This window comes from Clostridium sp. C2-6-12 (assembly GCF_009928485.1).
Taxonomy (GTDB): Bacteria; Bacillota; Clostridia; order Clostridiales; family Clostridiaceae; genus Clostridium.
Genome location: NZ_JAABNP010000031.1, coordinates 45,700 through 69,626 on the forward strand (window position 1 = coordinate 45,700; position 23,927 = coordinate 69,626).

Here is a 23,927-nt window from a genome sequence, read left to right on the forward strand (position 1 = left end):
TATCGGCTTTAGATTTAATAAACTAAAGCCGATAATTTTTATATGTGAAAATATTAATTAGGATAATTTAAATTTTCTTCTTTAATGTTCAATAAAATATCATTAAGAAATTTATTAGCTAAGAATTTTGCCATTGGAAGATTCATGTCTAGATAATTTCCGCAGTCTTTAGCAGAAGCACCTGGAATTTCTCCTTGGAAATCAGCAATAAATTTATATAGTTCAATAAGAAGTGATACTATATCCTTTGATTTATAATCACCATGTAAAATTAAATAAAAACCTGTTCTACACCCCATAGGTCCAAAATAAACAGTTTTATCTGCATAATCTTTATGATTTCTTAAAAATGTTGCAGCTAAATGTTCGATTGCATGCATTTCTGCAGTATTCATAACTGGCTCAAGATTTGGTCTTGTCATTCTGATATCAAAAGTTGTAAGAACTGTATCTCCAAATTTATCTTGTCTTGACACATATACACCTGGAAGTAAGTCCAAATGATTAATTGTGAAACTTGCTATTTTTTCCATTGAAATTCACTCCTTAATATAAGCTTAAATAATTAAATTAGTTATATAGCCGTATTTTATAAAATTTAATTCATATTTATTTCTAATAAATTGTAACATTTTGTATTGATATTAGCAATATAAGTACTCAAAATACATTAAATAGATAGGGATAAGTATAAATGTATGGTTAAAATAAGTAAAATTCTTATTAAGAACTAAAAAGTAATAAGTAAAAGTTTTAGAGGATGATTGATGGGAAATGATGTATAATAAGAGTGTACCATTAAATGTGATGGAAATTATTGGTATGTAGTTCTAAAATAAGTAAATACTTTCAAGGTGTATGATATTAATGAAACAAAAATAAAGATAAAGATTTTAATATATTGATTAAATAAAGCTTGAGTTATTATTGTTAAAGAGTAAATATAACTTTAAAAGATATATAGGAGTAATGTGATGAAAATTTTACAATTTGAAAACGTAAACTGTAAAAACTGTTATAAATGTGTTCGTTATTGTCCTGTTAAAGCTATTGAAATAAAAAATCACTGTGCACAGATCCTTGAAGAGGAATGTATTCTATGTGGTCGTTGTACAATTGTATGTCCGCAAAAAGCTAAAGAAGCAATTAGTGATGTAGAAAAAATAAAGGGTGCTTTAGAGGAAAATAAGCAAGTTGTTGTAAGTGTTGCGCCATCTTTTTCTGCATATTATCATTCTGCTTTTTCAGACTTTAGGGAAGCACTTTTAAAGCTTAATTTTGCAGAAGTTTTTGAGACAGCTGAAGGCGCTTATTTAGTGAAAACAGAATATGAAAAACTTCTAGGAGAAAATCCAGAGAAAACTTACATATCTTCATGCTGTACTTCTTTAAATGAATTGATTAAGAAGTATTATCCAAAGGCTTCCAAGTATCTTGCTCCAGTTATAACACCAATGGAGGCTCATTCAAAACTTTTAAAGGAGAGATATAAAGATGCAGTGATTGTGTTTGTATCACCTTGTATTTCTAAAAAAATAGAGAGATATGACAAAGATTCTCATGTTGATTACATAATTTCTTTTGAAGAACTTAGTGAAATGCTGAAAGATAACAACATAGAAATATCTAATTCAAATTTTGGAGAAGGTGAGCCTAAATATCTATCAAGAAAATTTCCTACTCATGGTGGCATTATTGGTTCAATGAAACCAGATAATGAGCATGAATATATTTCCCTTAGTGGATATAAAGATTGTGTTCAGGCAATTGAGGATATATGTAATCATAAGGTTTCAAGGTGTTTTGTAGAAATGAGTTTTTGTGAAGGCAGCTGCGTTGGCGGGCCATCTTTTCAAAGGAATAATATTTCTTTATTAACTTCAAATTTAGAGATTAATAAGAACTTAAGGAACTTGGATTATTCTGAGGATTTTAATGTAATCAGCAAACAATCCTTGAAAAAGGTTTATACAGATAAAGATACAATTATTTATAAAAAGCCTTCTGAACTTCAGATTGCTGCTATTCTTCACAAAATGGGTAAATATACAGAAGCTGATGAATTAAATTGCGGTATGTGCGGTTACTTTTCCTGCCGTGAAAAAGCTGAAGCTGTTTTTGCAGGAAAGGCAGAAATAAGCATGTGTTTACCATATATGAAAGAAAGGGCAGAGTCTTTCTCAAATCAAATTTTAAATATAACACCAAATGCAATACTTACAGTAGATATGGATCTTAAAGTTCAGCAGATTAACAAGGCTGCAAGTGATATTTTTCATTTAGAACCTAAGGATATAATCAATCAGCCAGTATCACGTATATTAGATGAATTTGATTTTGTAAATATTATTACAAGTGATACTTTAAAAACTGAAAAATTCACTTTCTTAGCTGAGTATAATGCATATCTTAGTCAAGTATTTATGTATGATAAGAGTAATAGCATCATAGTGTGCATTATGAAAAATATTACTGAAGAACGTCAAAAAAGAAATCAATTGATACAAAAGAAAATACAAGCAGCTGCTATGGCAGATGATATAGTTGATAAACAGTTAAGAATTGTACATGAAATTGCTTCACTACTTGGTGAAACTGCAGCTGAAACAAAGATTGCAATCCAAGACTTGAAGAACACTATTATGCTAGAGGATAAGGAGTAAGAGTGTTATGTATGAAAAGGATGAAGCTTTAACAATAGAAACTGGATATGCAAGCATTAATAAACATTCAGAAACTTTATGTGGTGATTGGTTTAAGGTCTTTGAAAATCCAGATAAAAAAATAATAGTACTTTCAGATGGCTTGGGGAGTGGAGTTAAAGCAAATATACTTTCTACTTTAACGTCAACAATACTTGGAACCATGCTATCTAAAAATATGCCTTTAGATGATTGCATAGAAACTGTAGCAACAGCCCTTCCAATGTGCAAAGAAAGAAGATTGGCTTATGCAACTTTTTCAGTATTAGAGCTTACAAATGGGCAAGCTTACCTTGTACAATATGACAATCCAAGTGCAATTATATTGAGAAATGGAAAAAGATTATCCTACAATTACAATGTCCACTTTGTTAAGGAAAAAGAAATCCATGAAAGTAGAATCCTTCTTCAAAAAGAGGATATTATCATACTTATGACAGATGGAGTTACTAATGCTGGAATAGGTAAATTGGCACCAAATGGCTGGAGAAATTCTGAAATTGAAGAATTTTTAGAACGTCTTGATACAAAACAAATGTCACCAGCTCATATTGCTGCACAAATAGTAAATTGTAGCTTGACACTAAGTGAAGAATCACTAGATGATGATGCAACTGTTTTTGTTGTAAAAGTTAGAGATAGGGAAGTTGTAAATATGCTTATTGGTCCTCCTGAAAATAAGGAGGATGATAACAAAGTATTAAATTTATTCTTTTCTAAAAGTGGTAAAAAAGTTATTTGTGGTGGAAGTACAGCTAAAGTGGTTAGTAATTATTTAAAAAAGCCTATTAGAGTAATGCAAGGAAGTGGAAATGAAGAAATTCCAGATATGTCTTCAATTGAAGGTTTAGATTACGTCACAGAAGGTATCATTACTATAAAAAAAGTTGTTGAGTTAATTGAAAATTATATAAAAAATCCTATGAGCTGTATTAAACTATGTAAAAGCAAAGATCCTGCATCATTACTTGCTCTTTTGTTGATTGAAGAAGCAACAGATGTAAATATTTATTTTGGAATGTCTGAAAATGCTGCACATGAAGGAACAGATATTGATTTTGATGCAAAATTAGCATTAACAAAACAACTTGAAGAAGGTTTAAATAAAATGGGTAAGAATGTTAAGATTAGTTTTTGTTAGATTATTATAATTTAAATATTTTTTAATCTAATTTTAATCTTCTTTATATTTTAGATTAATTATTCCAAAGTATTATATAAGCAAGATAAAGCAATAAATAATTTTTTTGGAGGATGATTAATATGGAAAGAGAAGAAATGATTAAAATTTTAATGGAAAAGGCAAATATAAGTCATGAAGAAGCAGAAGAAGTATTGGAAAAATGTCAATGGGATGTTCTAGATTCTATAATTTATTTAGAAAGGAACAGAAAATCTGATAATAATGAAACTAATACAATTATAGAAGTGGTTGAAAACAGTAAAGAAAATGAAGAGAATCATAAAAATAAAAGCTGTGGTATTGGAGAAATTATAGGAAGAATATTTAAGTTTATTAAGAAGGCTGTTCGTAAAGGTAATGAAAATTATTTTGAAATTACAAAAGATGATACAAAACCAATAAGGATATCTTTAACAATATCAGTGATTTTGCTGTTAATAGCATTTTGGCCTGTTGGAATAATGTTAGTTGTAGGTTTACTTTTTGGATATAAATATTCAATAACAGGTCCTGATACTAATAATAAAGTTAACGATATTTTCGATAAAGCTTCAGAAGCTGCCAATAATATAAAAAATGATTTTAAAGAAAGCTATAAAGAATCTAAATAATAATTAGGCATAGTACTAGGGGTTTTGAAATTATTCAAAACCTCTTATTTTAGCTTATATATTAGGTAGATATTTTTGTGGTATAATTTTTAAAAGTGAAAAGATCAGTATTGTAGTAGGGCTACTCTTTTTAGAGATGAGAAGGTCCGTATTGTAGCATAGCCGCTCTTTTTAGAGGTGAGAAGATCCTTATTGTGGCATAGCTGCTCTTTTTAGAGGTGAAAAGATCCGTGTTGTAGCATAGCTACTCTTTTTAGAGGTGCGTATTTTTTGAAAGAAGAGATGATAATTTGAATAAGTGTGGAGGGGGATGCATGGAAAGTCATAGACTTATCGAAAAACTAAAAAATGAAACCAATATAAGTTATGAAGAAGCAAAAATAGCTCTAGAAAAGTCAGAGTGGAATATTTTAGATGCATTACTTTATTTGGAGGAAGTGGAGAAAATTACAAAATAGAGTATTAATATATATTATTCTAATGAAGAAAGCGAAAATAAGAAAAGCAAAGAACTCTTTATAAATAACAATCAAGATAATACTTATAAAAATGGGAATAAAGAAAATAAGTTTGAAGGGCTTTTTGTAAGGGTATGCAAAATTATAGACACTTGTAATAATATTTTCTTTGAAATAAAAAAAGAAAATAAAACCTTTCTTAGAATGCCAATTACTGTGGTTATTTTGTTACTGTTATTTGCTTTTTGGTTAGCTATTCCTTTATTTATATTAGGTTTTTTCCTCAATATAGAATATTCAATTTCAGGAAATGGACCGGAAATTAGTAAGATTAACCATGTACTTAAGGTTATATCTTCAAATATAAAAAAACGTAAAGAATAGATAAGAAAGAGGGTAAAGAAATGGCTAAAATTTTAATTGTTGAGGATGATGAAAAACTTTCAAGATTTATAGAGTTAGAATTAGTGCATGAAGGGTATGAAGTAATAAAAGCAGATAACGGAAGAACAGGACTTGAAATTGCTGAAAAAGGAGAAGTGAATTTAGTTTTACTAGATATAATGATTCCACAAATAAATGGACTAGAGGTATTGCGAAGAATTAGAAAAATATCAGATTTGCCGGTTATAATGCTGACTGCTAGAGATGCTGTTATGGACAAAGTATCTGGACTTGATGCAGGTGCAGATGACTATGTAACAAAACCTTTTGCAATTGAAGAATTATTAGCTAGAATAAGAACAGCCCTTAAAAAGAAAAATACTATTGAAAAAAAAGATAATGATATACTAAAATGCAGATTATTAACTTTAGATATTCAAAGACATAAGGTTATGTATGATAGGACAGAAATAGAATTAACTAATAGAGAATTCACTTTATTAAAAATACTAATGGAAAATAAGAATATAGTATTGAATAGAGATACTTTAATAGAAAAAGTTTGTGGTTATGATTATGTTGGAGAAACTAATGTAATAGATGTATATGTAAGATTTTTAAGAACAAAAATAGACGATGTTTTTAATACAAAATTAATATCCACTGTGCGTGGAGTAGGATATGTTATAAAAGATGAGTAAGAAAAATAAATCAAAAAATGTTACATCTATTGCAATAAAATTAAATTCTATTTTTGTAAAAGATTTATTTTTTAAATTTCTTTGGATTGATATATTCTTAATAATCTTTCTTATAGGCTTTTGGTGCATTGATGGAGAAATAAATTTCTACGGAGAATTAGTGCCTAATGCTAAGAGAATTATTAATTTCTATCCTTTAGAAAATTCCACCTATACTGTAGTTTGGGATAACGGTAAAACTATGGTTAGAGAAGCTGAAAGCTTTTTATATCTAATTATAAGGGTAGCTCAGGCTATTGGGATTGTAGAAGGCTTTTATATATTAAAGGAAATTATCTTTGGTACCATGAAAATTAGAAAAGTCTTAAAACCTCTTGATGAAATTGCTGAAACTGCAAATAGACTTGGGAATATTAACTTTGATGAAGAAAAATTTCAAAACCTTGAAGAAGCTATTTCTAGAATTAGCCCTATAATTTCAGACGATAAAATTTATACTGGAGATAGTGAACTTCATGGATTAGAACAGGCAATAAATAATCTTTTAGAAAGAATGAGAGATTCTTACAGGCAACAAGCAAGGTTTGTTTCTGACGCATCCCATGAACTTAGGACACCAATTTCAGTAATTCAAGGATATGCAAATATGCTGGATCGATGGGGGAAAGAGGATGAAAGTGTCTTAAATGAGTCTATTACTGCAATAAAAAGTGAAGCTGAAAATATGAAAAATCTAGTAGAACAGTTATTATTTTTAGCAAGAGGAATTAATGGAAAGACTGAAATAAACTTTAATGAATTATTATTAAATGATTTAATAAATGAAGTTTATGAAGAATCAAAAATGATAGATGAAAAGCATGTTTATAGGTATATTACTTCAGAAAATATAATTATATATGGAGATATTAGTTTGCTTAAGCAGGCAGCTAGAATATTGATTGAAAATGCAGCTAAATATACTGAAGAAAATGAGATAATTACACTAAGAACTGGAGTTAATGAAAAAGGAGAGCCTTATTTTTCAGTTCAAGATAATGGTATAGGAATCAGTGAAGAGGATATCCCCCATATTTTCGAACGATTTTTTAGAGCAGATACAGCAAGAGTTAGAAAGAATGGTGGTACTGGTTTAGGGTTGTCTATAGCAAAGTGGATTATTGATGGACATAAAGGATATTTCTCTGTATTAAGCAGGAAAGGCATTGGTACTAGGATAACAGTATTTTTACCTGGAAGTTCAGTAAAGTTTTAATAAAATTATATCTCTGTTTCATCATGGATCACCAAAAAATTTAATTAAATTTTGGTGATCTTTTATAATGGATGCAATATAGAAACTAATTTATAGACTTATAAAAAAGAAGATAATGAAAATATAGCTGTAAAAATGATATGAGATATTCTAAGAAAATTGAAAGAGATTCTTAGAAATAAATTAGTAAGTAAGGATTTTTTATTATTAAGTTTTAAAATCAAAAATGTAATCATATTATAAATTAATTGTGTTTAAATAATATGTATTTTTGATGAAGGGTATAAATCTATATGAAGAATATTGATATAAAAAAACTTTTTAAAAGAGAATCTATAGGAAAGAACATTATTTTTATAGCTTCAAGCATACTAATATATTTAATTATTTCATTATATTTTTCTAATCATTACTTTTTTAATACAGCAATAAATGGAGTGGATGTATCATTAAAAGCACATGATGATGCAAATTTTATAATTGAAAAATACATTAAGGATTATAAGTTGCAGCTAGTTGAAAGAAATGGAGTAATAGAAGAAATAAAAGGACAAGATATAGGAATGAAGTATAATGAAAATAGTTCCATTTGGAAAGTTAATAAGCTGCAAAGTTCATTTAAATGGATAAGTTCATTATTAATAAAACAAGAGTATTATATAAATGATTTATTTCTCTATAATGAGGAATATTTAGAAGATAACATAAATAAGTTAAATTGCTTAAATAAAGATATTATAGAACCTAAAAATGTAAGTTTTAAGTATTCAAATGGCTCTTATGAAGTGGTTGAAGAAGTATATGGAAATAAGATATACACAGATAAATTAAAAGAAGCCCTAAAAACGAGTATATTACAAGGAAAAACAAAATTAGATTTAGATAAAAGTCTTTGTTACGAAAATCCAAAGTACACGTTAAATTCTGATAAAACTATTGAAACTAAGAATTTATTGAATAAGTATGTATCAACAAAAATAACATATACATTTGGAAGTAAAGACGAAATATTAGATGGAAATATAATAAATGAGTGGCTTCATGTTGATGATAAATTAGAAATAATAATAAATGAAAATGCAGTTAATGAATATGTAAAAAGATTGAGTAAAAAATATGACACGGTTGGTATACCAAGAAAATTTAAAGCATCTATAAATAAAATTATAGAAGTCAAAGAGGGCTTCTATGGATGGAAAATTAATTGTACTGCCGAAACAAAAGCATTATTAGAAAATATACAGCTTGGCGAAATAATTCAAAAAGAGCCTATATATACTCAAAAGGCCTTATCTAGGGATGAAGATGAAATTGGTAATATTGATGACATAGGTAAAACTTATGTAGAAATTAATATAACAAGACAACATTTATGGTTTTATAAAGATGGAAAGCTTATAACTCAAGGGCCTGTAGTAACAGGTGATCCTAATAAGGGAAATTCCACAAGTGTTGGAGTGTACATGCTTAATTATAAACAAAAAGGAGCAACTTTAACTGGTCACAATTATGAATCAGATGTAACTTATTGGATGCCTTTTAATGGAAATATAGGCATACATGATGCCAGTTGGAGATACTCTTTTGGAGGCGATATATATAAGAGAAATGGAACTCATGGATGTGTAAATGCTCCAAAATATTTAGCTAAAACAATTTTTGATAATATAGAAGATGGAACCCCTATTATTTGTTATAAAGAAGAACAATGATTTGGATTAAATGTTTTACCAACTAAGTTTTCCCCTCATCCTTTTTTGGGTGAGGGGTTATTTATTATCAAAATTCGGTTTACTATTAAGTCATTAGCATAGTAAATTTTAAAAACTAAATGCACACACTTGAGTTCTATTAAGTGGAAATCAAGATGAATTTGGATTATAAATGTGGTGTTTTGTTTTAAAACTTGCTTTTCGCATACAAAAACTGCATTTCATTTACAAATATTCAGTTGTCAGTTACAAACATTGCATTTAGATTTACAAAATAGCATTTTGTTTTACAATTGAGTTTTAATTGTCGTCACAATATGCTAAATCAATAAATATATAATGAAAACTAATAAATATTTATTGATAAACGATAAAAGATATGCTAAAATCAAATCTATAATAAATTAGTGAGGTGCTTTTTGTGAAAAGATATTCAACGATTTTTTTAAAGATAACTGTTTTACTTATTGGAATGCCAGTTCTTGCTTTATGTATATTTTGGCTGCCTTCAGCTGTTGATTATTTACATTATCCAATTTTAATAGGTGTTTATGCATCAGCAATGACTTTTTTCTTTGCATTATATCAAGCTTTAAAACTTTTAAGCTATATCGATAAGAATAAAGCTTTTTCTGAATTATCAGTAAATGCTTTAAAATGTATAAAATACTGTGCAATTACAATTGGGACTATATACGTAGCACTTATACCATTAGTATATTCTGTAGCAGATGCTGATGATGCACCAGGCCTAATGGGACTACCTTTAGTTTTTATTTTTGGGTCTTCAGTAATTGCTGTTTTTGCTGCTGTTCTTCAAAAACTTTTAAAAGAAGCCATAGATATAAAATCAGAAAATGATTTAACAGTATGAGGTGAGCAATATGGCTATTATTGTTAATATTGACGTAATGCTGGCTAAAAGGAAAATGAGTGTAACAGAACTTACTGAGAAGGTTGGAATAACAATGACAAACCTTTCAATCTTAAAGAATGGAAAGGCAAAAGCTATTAGATTTTCAACTTTGGAAGCAATATGTAAAGCATTGGAATGCCAACCAGGTGATATTTTAGAATATAAAAATGATGAATAAAAGAAAAATATTTTTACTATTTTGAATACTTGAGGAGATAATGTTATGAAGATTAAATTAATTCAACCTGCTATGTTACCAAGACCTATGGATACAAAATTGAAAACAAGAATGTCTCCTTCATTAGCCTTATTAACACTAGCAAACCTAACTCCTGAAGAACATGAAATTATTATTGAAAATGAAAATGTTGAAGTGATAGATTTTAATGAACCTGTTGATTTAGTTGCAATAACAGTTACTGTTGATGTTATGAATAGAGCAGCAGAAATTTCAAAGGAATTCAAAAAGCGTGGTGTTAAAGTAATTGCTGGAGGAATACATATAACAGCAGATCCAGAGGGTACTATCAATAGTTTTAATGCAATAATGGTAGGAATGGCAGAGAGAGTTTGGGGAAAAGTGCTTAAAGATATAGAGAATAACTCAATGAAAAAGATATATTATGATATGGAAAATGTTTCTGGTAAGGAAATAGTATCACCTAAATATGAAATTATTGATAATAAGAAGTATTTATATACCAATATTATTAGTACAAGCAGAGGATGTCCTTTTCAATGTGATTTTTGCTATAATAGCTGCACTAATTCTCTCAAAACCTATATTAATAGACCTATAGAAGATGTGATTAAAGATATAAAAACATTAAAAACTAAACATATTATGTTTATTGATGATAATTTTATTGGAAATCCTACATGGACTAGAGAATTTTTAAAGGAAATAAAGCCCCTTAAATTAAAATGGAATGCAGCAGTTACTTCTAATATCGTGGACATGCCTCAATTATTAGATGAAATGAAGGATACGGGGTGCCAAAGCCTTTTCATAGGCTTTGAAAGTATCAATAGCAAGTCTATAGAAAGCGTAAATAAAGTTCAAAATAGCGTAAGCAGATATGAGAAGCTTGTGGAGGAAATTCATAAAAGAGGAATAATGATAAATGCAAGTTTTGTTTTTGGATTAGATGAAGATGATGCATCTATATTTAAGAATACTTTAGATTGGATAGTTAAAAATAAAATAGAAACAGTAACTTCACACATAATGACACCATATCCAGGCACAAAATTATATTCATCGCTATTAAAGGAAAATAGAATAATAGATTATAATTTATCTAAATATAATACTTCTCATGTTGTATATGAACCAAAGAATATGACTCCTGAGGAATTATATAATGGCTACCTGTGGATATATAAAGAAATATATACCTTTAAAAATATAATGAGAAGATTGCCAAAATCAAAAAAACAATGGCTTCCATTTTTAGCTTTTAACTTTCTTTATAGGAAATTTGGAAAAATTACTGAGATATTGTGCAGTATAATTTCTTTTGAAAGTATAGGAAGGTTTTCTAGATGGGTTGCTTATAGAATATAGTAAATCATGGAGGTTAAATATAAATTTATTTACTCTTATATGTTTTTATTTATTCTAACATGGAATAAAATTCATAATTAGTAATCAAATTATAAAATATTAATATATTGACTTATGAAATTCATTGTGCTAATATAGTTAAAAATCATATATAGATACGACTATGATAGAGGAAAGTAGATTTATCTAAAGCTTACAGAGAGTAGGGAAGGATGAGATCCCGCAGCAAGAGGATATTTTGAAGTTCCCTCTGGAGTTTCAAGCTGAAATATTAGTAGGTAAGACGGAGACTTTCACCGTTAAAAGAAAGAGGATATAGGAAGACGTTCCCGTATCTAGTTGAGATATCAGGTGTATTTAGTAAAGATAAATTAAGCATAATTTATATAAAAATGAATATGAATGATAATAAAGGTGGTACCGCGTGAGTTTACCTCTCGTCCTTTTTAGGATGAGGGGTTTTTTTGTTTTTAAATTTTAAAGGAGATGAGTATAGTGGAAGATTTAATTACGTCAGTAAAAGATGCTGTGATTAAGGAGTTTGAGGAAATTAAAACCTTAGAAGAATTAGAAATAATAAGAATAAAATATCTAGGTAAGAATGGAGAAGTAACCAATTTATTAAAGTCTTTAAGCAAATTTAGTATTGAGGAAAGAAAAACAATAGGCGCTGAAGGAAACAAGTTGAAAAGTTATATTGCGCAAAGAATCTCAGAGCTTAAAAAGGAATTTGAAGCTGAAAATTCAAGAGACAAATTTGATATAACCCTTCCAGCAGAGGAATTTGAAGAGGGTGCATATCATCCAATAACAATTGTACAAAGAGAAATTGAAGAAATTTTTAAAGGTATGGGCTTTGTCATTGCTGATACAAATGAGGTTGAAACAGAGTTTTTTAACTTTGAAGCCTTAAATGTTCCTAAATATCATCCTGCTAGAGATATGCAAGATACTTATTGGTTGGAAAATGGAATGGTATTGAGAACCCAAGCTTCAGCAGGGCAGAATCATTTAATGAAGCAATTTTCAATTCCAATAAAGGCTATTATTCCAGGAAGATGTTTCAGAAATGAAGATATTGATGCTTCCCATGAAAATACCTTCTTCCAACTTGAAGGAATGGTAATCGATGAGGGAATATCTGTGGCTAATCTCATTTATACAATGGAAACCATGTTAAATAAGATACTTGATAGAAAGATTACAGTGAGATTAAGACCTGGATATTTCCCTTTCGTAGAACCAGGGTTTGAATTAGATATAAAATGTGAAATTTGTGGTGGAAAAGGATGTCCTACTTGTAAGCATTCTGGCTGGCTTGAATTATTACCTTGCGGAATGATTCACCCCAATGTATTAAAATATGGTGGAATTGATAGTGAAAAATATACTGGATTTGCTTTTGGGCTTGGACTTACTAGACTTGCAATGATGAAATATGGAATACCTGATATTAGAGTTTTCAATTCTGGTAATTTAAAAATATTGAATCAATTTAAATAAGACATAGAGGAAAATTTAAAAAAGTGGCAATGTATGTTTTGAGAAATACAAGTCTTAATTAAAAAATATTTAGGTGTATTGATGGGTGAGTTTAAATGAAAATAGTTTGGTATAAAAACCGATGCTCTTTCAATATGCTCAGTAAGGAAAGGAAGGTAAGATTAATGAAAATCTCATTAGATTGGATAAAGGATTATGTAGATTTACAAGATATAGATGTAGAATGGCTTACAAATAAATTCACAATTACCACGGCTGAAATAGAAGAAGTAACTCATGTGGGAAGTGATGTAATAATTGAAATAGATAATAAATCTTTAACTAATAGACCAGATTTATGGTGTCATTATGGAATAGCAAGAGAAATTGCAGCAATTACAGGGAGAAAGCTAAAAAATATAGATTATGTGAAAGAGGAGGAACTGAAGAATATTAATGAAAAAGCTTTAACTGTAAATATAGAAGATAGAGAAAAATGTTTGAGATATTCAGCAATTAAAATTGGAAATATAAAAGGAGATATTTCGCCGGAATTTATTGCAGATAGATTATCTATATGTGGTATAAGACCCATTAACATTATAGTAGACATAGCGAATTATGTAATGTTAGATATAGGTCAGCCACTTCATACCTTTGATAATAAGCATATTGATTGTATTAGAGTATCTTCCTTGAGAGAGCCAATAAAATTTAAATGTTTAGATAACTTAGAAAGAGATGTATCTGAAGATACATTAATGATATGCAGTGAAGATGTACCTTTAGCCATAGCTGGAATAATTGGTGGAGAAGAATCTGCTGTTTCAGAAAATACACAAGGAATAATACTTGAAGCAGCAACATTTGAAGGAGTTGCCATAAGAAAAACTGCAACAGCCTTAGGAATTAGAACAGATGCAAGTGCCAGATATGAAAAGTTCTTAGATACAGCAATTACAACTATTGCAATTGGAAGGTTCTTAAGATTATTGCAAAAATACCAGCCAGAAATAAAATTAGAAAGTTCATTGTATGACAATATTATTAATGAAATTAAGCCTATAAATATAAGTATTGACCATAAATATATAGAAACTTATTTAGGAAATAACCTTCAAAAGGAGACTGTAATAAATATATTAGAAAGCTTAGAATTCAAGGTTGAAGAAAAAGAAAATTTATATAATGTTAAGGTTCCTACATTTAGAGCAACTAAAGATATTACCTGCAAAGCTGATATTATAGAAGAAATTCTAAGGGTATATGGATATGATAACATAAAAGCAAGTCCTTACACTGTAGAAACATCATGTCCACCCAAAAATGTTATGAAAGAAATGGAATACTCAATAAAGGATACCTTAGTAAAAAAATTTAATTTTAATGAAATCCATTCGTATGCTTGGTACGATAATAATTGGCTTAAGAAGCTTGGATATGAATATGAGAATTGTTTAAAAATAGTAAATTCAAGTGTAAAACAGTTTGAGAAATTAAGAAGTGATATTGTACCAAATCTATTAAAGGTAATTTATGATAATAGAAAAAATTATGAAGAAATTTGTATTTTTGAAATAGGAAAAACTTTCTTAATTAAGGATGGAGAACTGACTCAGCCTAAACATTTAACTGCTGCAATTTATACTAATAAAGATGAGGAACAAAGTTATAGATATATTAAAGGCATTTGTGGTAATTTACTAAGAACCACAAAAAATATTGAAGGAAAATATGTTTCTGTAAAAGAGACTAATAAAGATCATAGTCTAAGCATTAATTACAATAATGTGCAATTAGGATGTTTATATTCTATACCTGAAGCGGCTTTAAAATTATTTGGCAGTAAGCATGTAATTAATATATTAGATATAAATTTGGATTTGCTAAATCATATTGAAAAGAAGGAAATTAAATATGTACCTATATCAAAATATCCTGAAACTTACCTTGATTTTAGCATTTTAACTTCAATAGATATTCCTTATTGTGATATAGAAAATGTAGTAAAGAAATTCTCTAATGAGTTGATTATGAAAATTAAATATATGGATACGTATATAGGAGAAAATGTGCCTAAAGACATGAAGAGCACTACAATTAGAATAGTGATTGGTCGTAGTGATAAAACTCTGCAGATTGAAGAAATAAATAAGGTAAAAGAAGATTTTATTAGCCATCTTAATCTTAATGGAATGAAGCTTAAGAATATTAATTAATAAATCATATTATTCATTATTTATATGATAAATAATGTTCCATGAAGGATTTAGAAATATATTAGAATTTAGCTGCCACACTAAGATTAAGTAGTACAACATATTAATTTGAGTTTTCCTAGAATATGTTATTTATTTAATTAGTGAGGTAGCTCCATTTTTATGGGATAAGGAAATTATAAAGAGAAATTTGGAAAGGATATAGTTCTTAATGAAACAGAAAATGCAGATTATGAGTTTATTAATTAATAATATTCTAATAATTATAAAAGAGAATTTCTTATGCTTATTTTAATCCATGTTTTTATATTACCTGAATAAGTTTTATATGTATTGTTTGGATAAATATATTGGAAGATTATGTACTTTATTGGGAAAAAGTTTTATAATTATATTAAATTGTATATTGGGATATTTATCTAAAATATGTAATTTATTTAGAAAAATTTTTTTGCATAAGAAGGAGATCTAAAAATAATGATTAAGCATTTAAAAAAATTCATAGCGGGGGGTATTACATTAGCTGCAATATTTACAATAAATCCAATTGCAGCACATGCTGAATGGAAACAGGATCCAACAGGATGGTGGTATTCCAATGGCAATTCATGGTATACAGGTTGGAAGCAAATAGATGGAAAATGGTATTATTTCAAAAGCAATGGATATATGGCTCATAATTGTTATATTAGTGGAAAATATCATATGAACAGTAATGGAATATGGGATTCAACTATTCAAGGTTTTACAATACAACATCCTTCAAATTGGGTTAAAACAACAGATTCAGATGACAAAACATTTTATAAAATAGATAATGTTGGAACAAGTGTGAATGATTTAATTATTACTTCACAAAATAAATCCCCAAAAGAATTTGTGGATGAATTTACTAATAAATTAAAAAGCGCTCCTGGAGTAGATAATCTTACTGTATCAAGTCAAACTTTTAATGGTAAATCTGCCCAAATAATTGATTATAAAAAAAGGTTTTCGGATACAAATAAAGTCTCCCAAATACGTCAGGCACTTTTCTTTAATAATAATGAATTATACATTTTTAGTATTGGAGAAATTAATGAAATTTCAAATGAAAACAGCAATGCCTTTAATAATTTTTTAAACACAATTAAATATTAAGTAACATAAAAAACTAACAGTAAATAACGAGATTATAGAATTTAATAAGTTTGAAAAAAATAATAAAATAAAAACAATATTTATTAAATATGAATTAAAAAACGAGAGACAATCTGAATTAAATTGATTGACAACTTTACACTGAAATGATATTTTTTATTTAGAGGTTATACAACTGACGGAAGTGGAATTAACCACAGGAAGTATAACAATTTATAAGCCGACCGTCTGGGCAAAAGTCCAGATGGTGGGCTTTTTATTGTTAGAAAAGGAGTGTAACAATTTTATGAAGGAATTAAAATTAAAGTATGGGTGCAATCCTAATCAAAAACCAGCTAAAGTTTTCGTTAGTGAGGGTGAACTTCCTATAGAAATAATCAATGGTAGTGCTGGTTATATTAATTTATTAGATGCATTTAACAGCTGGCAGCTAGTAAAAGAATTAAAGGCAGCAACAGGAATTGCAGCAGCAGCTTCCTTCAAACATGTTAGTCCTGCGGGAGCAGCTGTAGCAGTTCAATTAACCGATGATTTGAAAAAAGCATACTTTATTGATGAGTTAGGAATTGACGATTCAGAGTTATCGGAGATTGCTACAGCTTATGTGAGAGCACGAGGTGCAGATAGGATGTCCTCTTATGGTGATTTTGTAGCTTTGTCAGATATGTGCGATGAGCAGACAGCAAAATTATTATTAAAAGAAGTTTCTGATGGAATAATAGCACCTGGATATTCTAAAGAAGCATTAGAGATATTAAGGAATAAACGTAGGGGCAATTATTTGATAATACAAATTGATCCAAACTATATACCTAAGGAAATAGAAAGAAAAGAGGTATATGGTATAACTTTTGAACAAAAGAGAAACGATACTAAAATATCAGAAGCTTTGTTTACAAATATACCAACTAAAAATAAAACTTTACCTGATAGTGCAAAAAGGGATTTGATTATAGCATTGATTACCTTAAAATACACCCAATCAAATTCTGTATGTTATGTGAAAGATGGGCAGGCTATTGGCATTGGAGCAGGACAGCAATCAAGAATACATTGCACATGAATTGCAGGAAATAAAGCTGATGCTTGGTTTTTAAGGCAAAATCCTAAGGTTTTAAATCTTCCTTTTAAGCAAGGAATAAAAAGAGCTGATAGAGATAATGCTATTGATGTTTATATTTCAGATGACTATATGGAGGTACTGGCAGATGGCATATGGGAAAATATCTTCATTGAAAAACCAGATTCATTAACCATAGAAGAAAAGAAAGAGTGGCTAAAGAATTTAAAAGGGGTATCCTTAGGCTCAGATGCTTTTTTCCCATTTGGTGATAATATAGAACGTGCCAATAAAAGTGGAGTAGTTTATATAGCTCAAACAGGAGGTTCAATAAGGGATGACAACGTAATTGAAGCCTGTAATAAATATAATATAGTTATGACATTTACAAATACACGATTATTTCATCATTAAGATATTTTTTAGCGCAAAATATGACGGTTGTTAATAATTTGTTCATATTCGTATTGACTTTTATAAGCTTGTACTATAACATAAGCATATATGAATGTAGTATACTATATCCATATATGTATAATTATAGATAGGCGGTGTTAATTTATGTATGGACTTTTAGCTGTATTAGGTGTAATTCTTATTATTTTAGGAATAATCGGTATTGTATTTTATGTTATTTATTCAATTGCCTTATATAAAATGGCTGAAAAACAAGGCGTAGAAAATTCGTGGCTTTCCTTTATACCTATAGCTCAGAACTATATTATTGGAAGATTAATTAAAACTTTAAAGGTTTTTGATTTTGAAATTCCAAGGATTGAAATAGTTCTTCCAGTAGCATCCATTGTGGTTTTAGTTTTTAGCCAAGTAGATTTTTTAGGTGGGTTACTATCATTAGCTAACTTTATCCTTATGCTATTTGCATTAAATAGACTATATAAACTGTACAAGCCAGAAAATGCTACATTATATACTATTTTAAGTATATTTGGATTCCCAGTACCTTTTATTTTCTTATCATTAAAAGATCTTGATCAAGTTATAGAAGGATCAGAAAATATTCAATTATAAAAAGTATTATAGATTGGTGATTGTCACCAAAATTCATATGAAAAAACTCCAAAGTCAAGTGATTTTGGAGTTTTTTTGTACTCCTATTTTAAAATAGTTGAAATAACTGTATACAATCCTAAAAATGATATTAAATAAATAGTAAGTGTTTTAAACAAAGCTTCATTTATTTTTGATGAAGCGTTAATCCCCAAAAAGGTTCCTATTATAAGTGCTGGTAGATATAATGCTGTAAAATTTAAAACCGATGTATTAATGATACCTTCTGAAATAAATAGAATAATAGCGAAAACATTTGTTGCAATTCCGTAAAGAGTTAAATTTGCTCTAAATACATCCTTATCAGTGTTTTGATTTGTTAGGAATAAAACCACAGGTGGTCCGCTTAATCCTGTACTTCCATTTAAAAATCCACTTAAAAGTCCAACAACTCCATATGAAATATTTTGTTTATTAATCTTAATTTTATAATTTTTAAGCATAGCTAAAGCAGTAATAACAATAATTGTTCCTACAATAACTTTTAAAGTATTTACATTAATATATAGCAAAATATATGTACCAAGGGGAGTTGCTATTATTCCAAAGATAATTAGGGGAAGGATTTTTTTAAAATCTATATACTGTTTAGTTTTATAAAAAATAATAATATTAGTCAGAAAACTATAAATAACAATAATGGGAGTGATATTTCTTAGTTCAGGTATAAATAGAGAAAGTAGAGGAACTGCTATAAGAGCAAAGCCAAAACCAGTTATACCTTGTACAAGAGAGGCTAGTAAAATTGAAACAAATCCAAGCATAAAAACACCATCTTTCAATATAATATTAGAAAACGCTTTCTAAGGTTATAGTAAGTTATATTAATGTGTTTGTCAATAAGAAAAGATAAACAACAGAAAGCGATTACTGAGGTGCTTATAGTTATATAATTAAGTATGAAGATATGATTTTATCAGAATATAATAAATATAAAATCAAAACGTAGAATTTATGTATAGAAAAAATGAATAATATGAAGTTTACATTGTATGTTATAATTGAGAATAGAATTTAATTATGAATATGTAGAAAATTTTGAGAGGATTGAGGGAAAGCTAAATATGGAATTTAAAGAAGTAAAAATTGAAATATATGTTCCAGAGGAATATATATTAAAATTACGAGATGAATTAAATAAAGTCAATGCATGTACTATTGGGGATTATGATAATGTTGTATCAATAAGTAATGTCAGAGGTTATTGGAGGCCTTTAGAAGGTTCGAACCCATTTAATGGTGAAGTCGGCAAAGTGTGTGAAGGTGTCGAATGTAAGATGGAGATAAGATGTAGAAAGGAATACGTAAAAGGTGCGATGAAAGTTATAAAAGAAATTCATCCTTATGAAGAGCCTTTAATAAATATTATTCCCATTGTAAATGAATTATTTGAATAGGAGATAAATGAGTTATTTTAATTAGAAGATAAAAGTTTTAATATGTTTTCAGGAGGTAAAATGGATTTAAAATATAAAGTTAAGCAAATTACGAAATTATATGAGAGTTGCAGTGAATGTGGGTTACCAACAATAAATTGTATCTGCAATAGTGTGGTTAAAATAAAAACTAATGCAAAGATATGGATATTATCTACAGAAAGAGAATTCAGTAGACCTTCAAATACAGCAAGGTTAATTAAATTAATCAATCCAGATTCAACAGAGCTTATTCTTTGGGAGAGGACTAAGGCTCCTGAAAAATTGATTGAATATATAAATAGTGAAGAATATGAAATATATATATTATTTCCTACAGAAGATAGTGAATTATTAAAAAGGAAAGTTCAAAATGAAAATTCAGGTAAAATTACTGCATTTATTATTTTAGATGGCACTTGGAAGGAAGCTTCAAAAATATTAAGAAAAAGTGAGTATTTAAAGAACCTGCCCAAAATATCTTTAGATCCAATTCATAAATCAGAATATACCTTAAGAAGAGGGGCATCAGAAGGTGAATTATGTACTATGGAAGCAGCTATTGAAGTACTTAAGTTAAATTGTGAGACTGAAAAGGCACAGGTTGCTAAGAATACCTTTGATTTGTTTTTAAAAAGTTTTAAAGCAGGAATTAGTGGACTTCCGTTAAAATAATTCTAATAGGTGAAATATACCACAAATAATAGTTTTATAAAAGTGAATAATAAGAATGTACTAAATAATTAGCAGCTGGAGGGAGAGAGCATGAAGAATAAACTAAGGTTTCTATTAATTTTTATTTTTAGTATATTTCTTATTGGTTGTACTTTTGGAAAAAATATAAAGAATGATTCATCATTAAAAAATGAATCAAATATGAAAAAAACAGAAAAAGAAATTGAAAAAAATCCTGATAAAAAAATTACTGATGAAGCTAGTAAAAGCTCAAATGAAACATCTATAGGGAAGAATGTAGAAGAAACTAGTCAAAAATCCAATAAAATTATTAATGTTGAAGATAATAAAATTAGTAAAGAAAAATCAAATATAGAAAATGAAGAAGATAAAGCAGTAGCAAGCAATAATAAGAAGATAATTTATTTAACCTTTGACGATGGTCCCAGTAGTAAAGTGACAAATAAAATTTTAGATACATTAAAAGAAAACAATGTAAATGGAACTTTTTTTTTAATTGGAAATCAAATTAAAGGCAAAGAAGAGATTGTAAAAAGAATTTACAAAGAAGGAAACAGTATAGGACTTCACAGCTATACTCATAATTATAAGAAAATTTATAGCAATGAAGATGCTTTTATAAAAGAAATGTTTGATTGTCGTAATGAAGTTAAAAGGGTGGTTGGAATTTCACCAAATATTATTAGATTTCCTGGAGGAAGCAGTAAACGTTTAAGCAAAAGCCTTTTAAATAAGCTCCATGAAAAAAAACTAAAGGTATATGATTGGAATTTGGACAACTGTGATGGATTGAAACCAAAAACTTCACCTGAAGAGTTATTTGAAAAAGCCATAGAAGGAAAAGGTAAAAAGAAAAAAATTGTATTGCTTTTGCATTGTGGTGATGTTCATGAAAATACATATAAAGCTTTAAATAAAATAATAAAATATTATCAATCTAAAGGGTATGAATTTAGAACTATTACAGAAGAAACAGCAGAATTATACTTTCCAATAATAATATGAATATTATATGTAGATGCCATATTATTATATCTTAAACTGGAGATAAATTTATAACAGCTATTGAATAAATATCTTTATAATAATATGGTCGTATCTTTAGAATTATGATATACTTTTAAATAAAAAGTATATCATAATTCTAAAGATACAGTTGTATTAGACAACTTATATATTATGTATTTTTGTAAATAGAAAGGTAGAGTTTTTGTGAGAAAAATAAAAATATGGTTTAGGGGGTAAATTAATGTATTACATTGAAGAAGATTCAAGTCAAGAATTTAAAGACAAACTGAAATATCTTAAACTGCTTTCAAATCAATATCCAACCATAGACGATGCTTGTACAGAGATAATAAATTTGCAAGCAATTTTAAATTTATTTAAAGGAACAGAACACTTTTTATCAGATATTCATGGGGAATATGAACCTTTTATTCATGTATTGAAAAATGCTTCTGGGGTTATAAAACGAAAAATAGATGATATTTTTATAAATTCCTTAAGTCAAAAGGATAGAAAAAGCCTTGCAACGCTAATTTATTATCCAGAGCAAAAATTAGAACTTATTATGAAAAGCGAGGAAAATATTGAGGATTGGTATAGAATTACTTTATATAGACTTATTGAGATTTGTAGATATGTATCTTCAAAATATACACGTTCTAAAGTTAGAAAAGCTCTACCAAAGGATTTTGCATATATTATAGAAGAGCTTTTGCATGAACAGCCTGATAGATTGGATAAGGAAGAATACTATAATGAAATAATTAAAACAATTGTCAGAGTAGGAAGAGCTAATGAATTTATAGCAGCTATATCTAAGCTGATTCAAAATTTGGTAATAGACAGGCTTCATATTATTGGTGATATATTTGATAGAGGACCTGGTGCCGATATTATTATGGATACTCTTATAAATTATCATGCAGTCGATATACAATGGGGAAATCACGATATAGTATGGATGGGAGCAGCAGCTGGAAGCGAAGCTTGCATTGCAACAGTAATTAGAACAAGTTCAAGATATGCTAATTTAAGCACTATAGAAGAAGGCTATGGAATAAATCTTCTTCCACTTGCAACCTTTGCAATTGATTTTTATGGTAATGACGAGTGTAAAGCTTTTGCACCTAAGAATGAAAATGGAAAAGATTACACAGATAAGGATTTAAACCTTATGGCAAAAATGCATAAAGCAATATCCATAATACAATTTAAATTAGAGGGAGAAGTAATTAAAAGGCGTCCTTACTTTAAAATGAACGATAGACTTTTACTAAATAAAATAAATTATACAGAAGGTACAATTACTTTAGAAGGAAAGATCTATAAATTAAAAGATAATAATTTTCCAACAATAAATCCTGATAATCCATATGAATTAATTCCAGAAGAAAAAGAACTTGTAGAAAAACTTAAATCTTCATTTTTAAATAGTGAAAAGCTTCAAAAACATGTAAGTTTTCTTTTTGCTAAAGGAAGTATGTATTTAAAATATAATTCTAATTTGCTTTATCATGGCTGTATTCCACTTAACGAAAATGGAACTTTAAAAAAGGTGAGTATAGGTGCTTCAGGAAAAGAATATAGCGGAAAAGCTTATTTGGACAGATTAGAGGTTTTAGTTAGGGAAGGTTATTTATATAAAAATAACCCTGAAGCTAAATTATATGGAATGGATATAGCTTGGTATTTATGGAATGGAGTGGATTCGCCTCTTTTTGGAAAAGATAAAATGACTACTTTTGAAAGGTACTTTATTGAAGAAGAAGAAACCCACATAGAAAAGAAAAATTATTACTTTGCACTTGAAGATGATGAAAAAGCTTGTAATATGATTTTTAAAGAATTCGGCTTAGATCATAAAACATCACATATAATTAATGGACATGTACCTGTTAAAATTAAAAAAGGCGAAAGTCCTATAAAGGCAAATGGAAAACTGTTAGTTATTGATGGAGGCTTTTCAAGGGCTTATCAATCACAGACAGGGATAGCGGGTTATACTCTTATATACAATTCTTATGGACTATTATTAGTATCTCATGAACCTTTTGAATCTACTCAAAAAGCTATTGAAGAAGAAAAAGATATTTTATCAACGACAATAGTCTTGGAGCAGGAAGTTGAAAGAAAGAGAGTTGGAGATACAGACAATGGTAAAGAACTGAAGATTCAAATAGAAGATTTAGAATTGCTGTTGGAGGCATATAGAAAGGGAATTATCAAGGAGCAAAGGTAATTTAAGGTTAAAAGATTAAAATATAACACGCTTTTGCAGTTAAAGATTAATAAAATTGAATCTGTTAAGCTGTTATGAAAAAATAGCTTGATTATTCATAGAATTACTCGT

At 28.3% G+C, this 23,927-nt stretch carries 21 protein-coding genes, 1 pseudogene and 1 riboswitch; of the genes and pseudogenes, 20 read left to right on the forward strand and 2 right to left on the reverse strand.

Annotated features, from left to right (window positions below):
* Nucleotides 1-53: 53 nt before the first annotated feature.
* Nucleotides 54-533, reverse strand: coding sequence for an S-ribosylhomocysteine lyase (locus GXK56_RS21135; RefSeq protein ID WP_160691137.1), 480 nt, complete (start codon nt 531-533; stop codon nt 54-56).
* Nucleotides 534-974: 441 nt separating this feature from the next.
* Between GXK56_RS21135 and GXK56_RS21140 the strand changes: the two genes are divergently transcribed.
* The 15 genes and pseudogenes from GXK56_RS21140 (at nt 975) to GXK56_RS21210 (ending at nt 18,419) form a co-directional block, all read left to right on the forward strand.
* Nucleotides 975-2,663 carry a [Fe-Fe] hydrogenase large subunit C-terminal domain-containing protein gene (locus GXK56_RS21140; RefSeq protein ID WP_160691139.1) on the forward strand — a complete coding sequence of 563 codons (1,689 nt, stop codon included), beginning with the start codon at nt 975-977 and terminating at the stop codon, nt 2,661-2,663.
* A 7-nt stretch (nt 2,664-2,670) separates the two neighbouring features.
* Complete coding sequence (locus GXK56_RS21145) at nt 2,671-3,843, forward strand: PP2C family protein-serine/threonine phosphatase (protein ID WP_160691141.1); 1,173 nt, start codon at nt 2,671-2,673, stop codon at nt 3,841-3,843.
* 122 nt (nt 3,844-3,965) lie between these two features.
* The gene (locus GXK56_RS21150; RefSeq protein ID WP_160691143.1) at nt 3,966-4,496 is read left to right on the forward strand and encodes a DUF4342 domain-containing protein; all 531 of its coding nucleotides are present in this window, start codon (nt 3,966-3,968) and stop codon (nt 4,494-4,496) included.
* A 314-nt stretch (nt 4,497-4,810) separates the two neighbouring features.
* Nucleotides 4,811-4,954, forward strand: coding sequence for a hypothetical protein (locus GXK56_RS28320; protein ID WP_243156207.1), 144 nt, complete (start codon nt 4,811-4,813; stop codon nt 4,952-4,954).
* A gap of 404 nt (nt 4,955-5,358) precedes the next feature.
* Nucleotides 5,359-6,039, forward strand: coding sequence for a response regulator transcription factor (locus tag GXK56_RS21160; protein ID WP_160691145.1), 681 nt, complete (start codon nt 5,359-5,361; stop codon nt 6,037-6,039).
* The gene (locus GXK56_RS21165) at nt 6,032-7,294 is read left to right on the forward strand and encodes an ATP-binding protein (protein WP_160691147.1); all 1,263 of its coding nucleotides are present in this window, start codon (nt 6,032-6,034) and stop codon (nt 7,292-7,294) included. The genes GXK56_RS21160 and GXK56_RS21165 overlap by 8 nt, the downstream gene beginning before the upstream one ends.
* Before the next feature lie 293 nt (nt 7,295-7,587).
* Entirely contained in the window at nt 7,588-9,006 is a 1,419-nt protein-coding gene (locus tag GXK56_RS21170) for a L,D-transpeptidase family protein (RefSeq protein WP_160691149.1), read from the forward strand.
* Between the two features lie 421 nt (nt 9,007-9,427).
* Nucleotides 9,428-9,880 carry a DUF2975 domain-containing protein gene (locus tag GXK56_RS21175; protein ID WP_160691151.1) on the forward strand — a complete coding sequence of 151 codons (453 nt, stop codon included), beginning with the start codon at nt 9,428-9,430 and terminating at the stop codon, nt 9,878-9,880.
* Nucleotides 9,881-9,890: 10 nt separating this feature from the next.
* Nucleotides 9,891-10,100 (forward strand): helix-turn-helix transcriptional regulator, encoded by a 210-nt coding sequence (locus GXK56_RS21180; RefSeq protein WP_160691153.1) that lies wholly within the window; start codon nt 9,891-9,893, stop codon nt 10,098-10,100.
* A 45-nt stretch (nt 10,101-10,145) separates the two neighbouring features.
* On the forward strand, nt 10,146-11,489 hold the full coding sequence (locus GXK56_RS21185) for a radical SAM protein (protein WP_160691155.1): 1,344 nt from the start codon (nt 10,146-10,148) through the stop codon (nt 11,487-11,489).
* A 495-nt stretch (nt 11,490-11,984) separates the two neighbouring features.
* On the forward strand, nt 11,985-12,992 hold the full coding sequence (pheS, locus tag GXK56_RS21190; RefSeq protein WP_160691157.1) for a phenylalanine--tRNA ligase subunit alpha: 1,008 nt from the start codon (nt 11,985-11,987) through the stop codon (nt 12,990-12,992).
* Between the two features lie 164 nt (nt 12,993-13,156).
* Nucleotides 13,157-15,190 carry a phenylalanine--tRNA ligase subunit beta gene (gene pheT, locus GXK56_RS21195; protein WP_160691159.1) on the forward strand — a complete coding sequence of 678 codons (2,034 nt, stop codon included), beginning with the start codon at nt 13,157-13,159 and terminating at the stop codon, nt 15,188-15,190.
* Nucleotides 15,191-15,667: 477 nt separating this feature from the next.
* A complete protein-coding gene (locus GXK56_RS21200; protein WP_160691161.1) occupies nt 15,668-16,330 on the forward strand; it encodes a hypothetical protein in 663 nt (220 codons plus the stop codon).
* A gap of 161 nt (nt 16,331-16,491) precedes the next feature.
* Nucleotides 16,492-16,571, forward strand: a riboswitch (ZMP/ZTP riboswitch).
* A gap of 45 nt (nt 16,572-16,616) precedes the next feature.
* Nucleotides 16,617-17,804, forward strand: a pseudogene (locus GXK56_RS21205) (phosphoribosylaminoimidazolecarboxamide formyltransferase).
* 147 nt (nt 17,805-17,951) lie between these two features.
* Nucleotides 17,952-18,419 carry a hypothetical protein gene (locus tag GXK56_RS21210; RefSeq protein ID WP_160691163.1) on the forward strand — a complete coding sequence of 156 codons (468 nt, stop codon included), beginning with the start codon at nt 17,952-17,954 and terminating at the stop codon, nt 18,417-18,419.
* An 83-nt stretch (nt 18,420-18,502) separates the two neighbouring features.
* On the opposite strand, the gene GXK56_RS21215 is transcribed toward GXK56_RS21210, so the two are convergent.
* Nucleotides 18,503-19,177 (reverse strand): sulfite exporter TauE/SafE family protein, encoded by a 675-nt coding sequence (locus GXK56_RS21215; RefSeq protein ID WP_243156208.1) that lies wholly within the window; start codon nt 19,175-19,177, stop codon nt 18,503-18,505.
* Here GXK56_RS21215 and GXK56_RS28325 point away from each other — a divergent pair.
* The 5 genes from GXK56_RS28325 (at nt 19,098) to GXK56_RS21235 (ending at nt 23,816) form a co-directional block, all read left to right on the forward strand.
* A complete protein-coding gene (locus tag GXK56_RS28325) occupies nt 19,098-19,265 on the forward strand; it encodes a hypothetical protein (RefSeq protein WP_243156210.1) in 168 nt (55 codons plus the stop codon). The two genes, GXK56_RS21215 and GXK56_RS28325, sit on opposite strands and share 80 nt — an antisense overlap.
* Before the next feature lie 257 nt (nt 19,266-19,522).
* Entirely contained in the window at nt 19,523-19,855 is a 333-nt protein-coding gene (gene cutA / locus GXK56_RS21220; protein WP_160691167.1) for a divalent cation tolerance protein CutA, read from the forward strand.
* Between the two features lie 60 nt (nt 19,856-19,915).
* Entirely contained in the window at nt 19,916-20,548 is a 633-nt protein-coding gene (locus GXK56_RS21225; RefSeq protein ID WP_160691169.1) for a tRNA-uridine aminocarboxypropyltransferase, read from the forward strand.
* Between the two features lie 90 nt (nt 20,549-20,638).
* Complete coding sequence (locus GXK56_RS21230; RefSeq protein ID WP_347707970.1) at nt 20,639-21,574, forward strand: polysaccharide deacetylase family protein; 936 nt, start codon at nt 20,639-20,641, stop codon at nt 21,572-21,574.
* Nucleotides 21,575-21,818: 244 nt separating this feature from the next.
* On the forward strand, nt 21,819-23,816 hold the full coding sequence (locus tag GXK56_RS21235; protein WP_160691171.1) for a fructose-1,6-bisphosphatase: 1,998 nt from the start codon (nt 21,819-21,821) through the stop codon (nt 23,814-23,816).
* Nucleotides 23,817-23,927: the final 111 nt, after the last annotated feature.